Annotated in this window: 2 protein-coding genes; one reads left to right on the top strand and one right to left on the bottom strand. The window is 66.1% G+C overall.

Going from position 1 to position 3,946, the window contains the following annotated elements; translation table 11 throughout:
- On the bottom strand, window positions 1–2,114 hold a 2,114-nt coding region (locus FJZ36_18300), incomplete at its 3' end, for a hypothetical protein (protein ID MBM3216851.1).
- 3 nt (window positions 2,115–2,117) lie between these two features.
- Here FJZ36_18300 and FJZ36_18295 point away from each other — a divergent pair.
- A partial coding sequence (locus FJZ36_18295) for a DEAD/DEAH box helicase (protein MBM3216850.1) occupies window positions 2,118–3,946 on the top strand: 1,829 nt, incomplete at its 3' end.

The following is a 3,946-nucleotide window of genomic DNA, read 5'->3' as shown; positions in this document are numbered from 1 at the left end:
TAGAGCGCCGGAGGAAGCGTCCGCAGCCATTCCAGGTTGAAGCCGTAGTGAAGGCGACTGCTGATCAGATGGACTATGCCGCTGGCATCCTGGCACACGGCGAGGTAGCCTCTCGGTTCCGCTTCGCTAGCGCTCATCGTGAAGGGCGCGCCGTTGGTCGTGCCCAGCGTTCTGCCGGGCCCGTCGTCCGAGATGAGCCGGCGCGTCGCCCAGGAAACCCCCTCGTCGAACGACAGAGCGCCAAAGAGTCCCGACACCGGGCGCGCCTCGCCGGAGGCATCCCGGAGCGGCATGTCACGGCAGAACGACGCGAAGAAGAGCGGACCTTCCCGGAGGCGCAACAGGACGAGGCGCTGTCCTCCGCCGATGGGTTGGAATGGACTCGCGCTGACCTGCCAGGTCGCCCCTCGGTCGGTCGAAACGCTCTGCGGCATCCAGCCATCCACGTTGTCCGACCGCCCGAATGCAAGCAGCCGTCCATCCGAGAGCTCGACGATCCCGGCGTGTATCCCCGCGATGGTTCCGCCGGCGTCGCGCCACGTGCCGCCGTCGTCGTCGCTGATCCAAAGCGCCGTGCCGCCGCTGCCTCCGGTCACTGCGTCGCACGGGAGCAGGATAGACCCGTCGCGTGTCCGCGACACGGACTGAACCGGCATGTGGCGAATGCCGTGCTCGGGAATGATGATCCGGGCTTTCGTCCACGTTGCGCCGTGATCCGAGGAGCGACGGAGGACGGTCGCCAGATTGCCCCACGTCGCAGCGGCGCTAAGTCCGGCGAAGTGGCAAAGCGTTCCCTTCCCGTCGTTCCAGAGCGCCGGAGCGTGGTCGTTGCGGTCGGGGGCGTTCCAGAACACGTCGGCGGGAGTCCACTCGTCCTCGTCGGCGCGAAGGCGGCTCGCCGCTTGTCCCAACTCCCTGCCGGGCTCCTCGACGCACGTGTACCACACGGCGAGCAGGTCGCCGTTGTCGCACGCGACGATTGCCGGATCGTGGTTGTGGTGCGAGAACAAGGGTCCCTCGGAGCCCGGCGCGATCCGGACGTACTCGCGCGGCTCGAGGAACACCGGATCGTCAGCCGACTCGTGGCGGCTTCGGGGAGCCTGTGATCCGACGATCTGATGGAACCGTTGTCCGGGCTGCCCAAGCGGTCGTGTCGATGGCGGTTCGCCCAGAACGACGCGGAAGCCGATGAGCCAGTGACGATCATCGGGCAGCGCGCCGGATCGATTCGCCGACCGCAGGTAGTACAGCTCCGTGCCATGGCTTCCGCCGCGCGTCACCCGGAAGTCCCCGGATGCATACCCGATGGGATCGGTCTGTGCGTCGCCGACGTAGGGACCGTACCAATCGGAGCACCATTCCTCGACGTTTCCGTGCATGTCGTTCAAGCCCCACGCGTTCGGCGGAGTCTCGCCGACGCGCAACGACACGATCTCGTCATCCCTGGACCGTGCCGGATCGGGGTACCAGCTCCGCTGCGGGTTCTTGAGGAACACGTCTGGCAAGGAATCGCCGGTGTGAAAGTGGCTCTCGGTTCCGGCGCGGCAGGCATATTCCCATTCGGCTTCGGTCGGGAGGCGGTACGTCTTGCCCTCGCGCCGCGACAGCCACCCGCAGTAGGCGATGGCTTCATGCCACGACACGAACACCACGGCTTCGTCATCTTCGGCGGAGAAGCCCAGCTTGCCCCGCAGATGCCGGTGCTCCGGGTCGAACGCCTCGAACTGGGAGTTCGTGATCTGCGTGACGCCTACGTAGAACGCGGTCGTGATGCGCACGCGATGCGATGGATGCTCGTCCGGGTCGCCGTTCCGTCGATGGGGCTTGCCCGCGAGCTCGTCAGGTAGGGGCACGGACGATGCGCCCATCGTGAACGCCCCCGGGTCGATACGTCGAAGGCGCATGCCGATGGAATTGGTGACATTCTGCATCCGGGAACCTCTTTCGGCGATCTTCCCGTAACCCGCCAGCACGATCCTCCGAATCAATGAGCGAGCTCTGGCAGCGCTCTGCCAGACGGTGCGACGCGCGGATTCTACCGGCTCGGTCGCCGTCGGATCAACGCAACGTGCGTTCACATTGGACGCCAACGTACCCATTGACGTGGGTGGCACGTGATGGAGCCCACGATGGACGGTGCCCTGGACGCCCCGAGGGACGCTCTCAGCCAGTTTCACCCGACGGTCGAACGGTGGTTCGCCGAAGAGGTCGGCGCTCCCACCGACGTGCAGTCGCAGGCGTGGCGATCCATCGCACGCCAGGAGCACGTGCTGATCACCGCGCCGACCGGCACCGGCAAGACGCTGGCTGCCTTCCTCTGGGTGCTGAACCGGCTCATCGTCGGTGAGCTGCCCACCGGCTGCACGAGCGTCCTCTACGTTTCGCCCCTCAAGGCTCTGAACAACGACATCCAGAGGAACCTCGTCCGACCCCTGCGGGAGCTCCGCGAGCGCTTCGAGGAGAGCGACGAGGCGTTCCCCGATATCCGCGTGCTCACCCGCAGCGGCGACACGCCTCAGTCAGACCGCCGCCGGATGCAGCGCGATCCGCCCGAGATCCTCATCACGACTCCTGAGAGCCTGAACCTGCTGCTCGCCTCGGCAGGTGGGCGATCCATCCTGCCCAACGTCTCGACGGTCATTCTGGACGAGATCCACGGGGTCGTCGGCTCCAAACGGGGAACCCACCTCATCACCGCAGTCGAGCGGCTCGCTCGTCTGGCTGGGGAGTTCCAGCGCATCGCCCTGTCCGCGACCGTCAAGCCATTGGAGACCGTGGCGGAGTTCGTCGGCGGCTACACGCTGACGGGGTATGGCGAATCGGCGACGTACACGCCTCGGCCGGTGAAGCTCGTGCGGTCGGCAGTTCAGAAGGCTTACGCGCTTTCGGTGCGCTATCCCGTCGACGATGCCGACGACCATCCAGCCGGCGGCGTCTGGGGACCCATCGCCGAGGAATGCCGCGTGATCGTTGCCAGGAACCGCTCGACGCTCTTCTTCACCAATAGTCGGCGACTGTGCGAGCGGCTCACGATGTTCATCAACGGCGAGGCAGATGAACCCATCGCCTACGCCCACCATGGCTCGCTCTCCCGCGAGATCCGAGTGGAGGTCGAGCGGCGACTCAGAGAAGGCGAGCTTCGGGGCATCGTCGCGACGAGCTCACTGGAGCTGGGCATTGATATCGGCGCGCTCGACGAGGTGGTTCTCGTCGGCTGTCCGCCGTCCGTGTCGTCGACCGTGCAACGAGTGGGCCGGGCGGGCCATCAGGTCGGCGAGGTTAGCCGAGCGTCGCTCTTCCCCACCAATCCTCGCGACTTCATCGAGAGCGCCGTTGTAGCCCGAACATCTCTCGACCGCGACATCGAGGAGACACAGCCGGTTCGTTGCCCTCTGGATGTGCTCGCGCAAGTGCTCGTGGCGATGGTGGGGCTCGAAACATGGGACTGCGACGACCTGTTCGACGCCATCCGCACGAGCTACCCCTTTCGGTCCCTGACGCGCCGCCAGTTCAATGGCGTGCTGAACATGCTGGACGGGCGCTACGAGGACACGCGCATTCGAGAGCTCAAGCCGCGCCTTTCCATCGACCGGATCGACAACACGGTCTCCGCGAGGTCCGGTGCGATGCAGTCGCTCTACCTGGATGGCGGAACCATACCCGACCGGGGCGAGTTCCACCTCCGCCACCACGAGACGAGCGCGCGCATCGGAACGCTCGACGAGGAGTTCGTGTGGGAATCCGCCGTCGGCCAGACGTTCACGCTGGGCACCCAGAGCTGGCGGGTCGAGAGGATCACGCACAACGATGTGTTCGTGTCGCCCGGCTCTCCCCGCGCGAACGCCCCGTTCTGGCGCGCCGAGGGCGACGACCGCGACTTCCACTTCTCCCAGCGCATCGGCGAGTTCATGGAGCATGCCACCGGGAACCTCGAGTCCTCGAACTT

Source organism: Candidatus Poribacteria bacterium (genome assembly GCA_016866785.1).
Lineage (GTDB): Bacteria > Poribacteria > WGA-4E.
The sequence above is the reverse complement of the archived record's forward strand: the minus strand, read 5'-3'. Positions and strand labels throughout refer to the sequence as shown.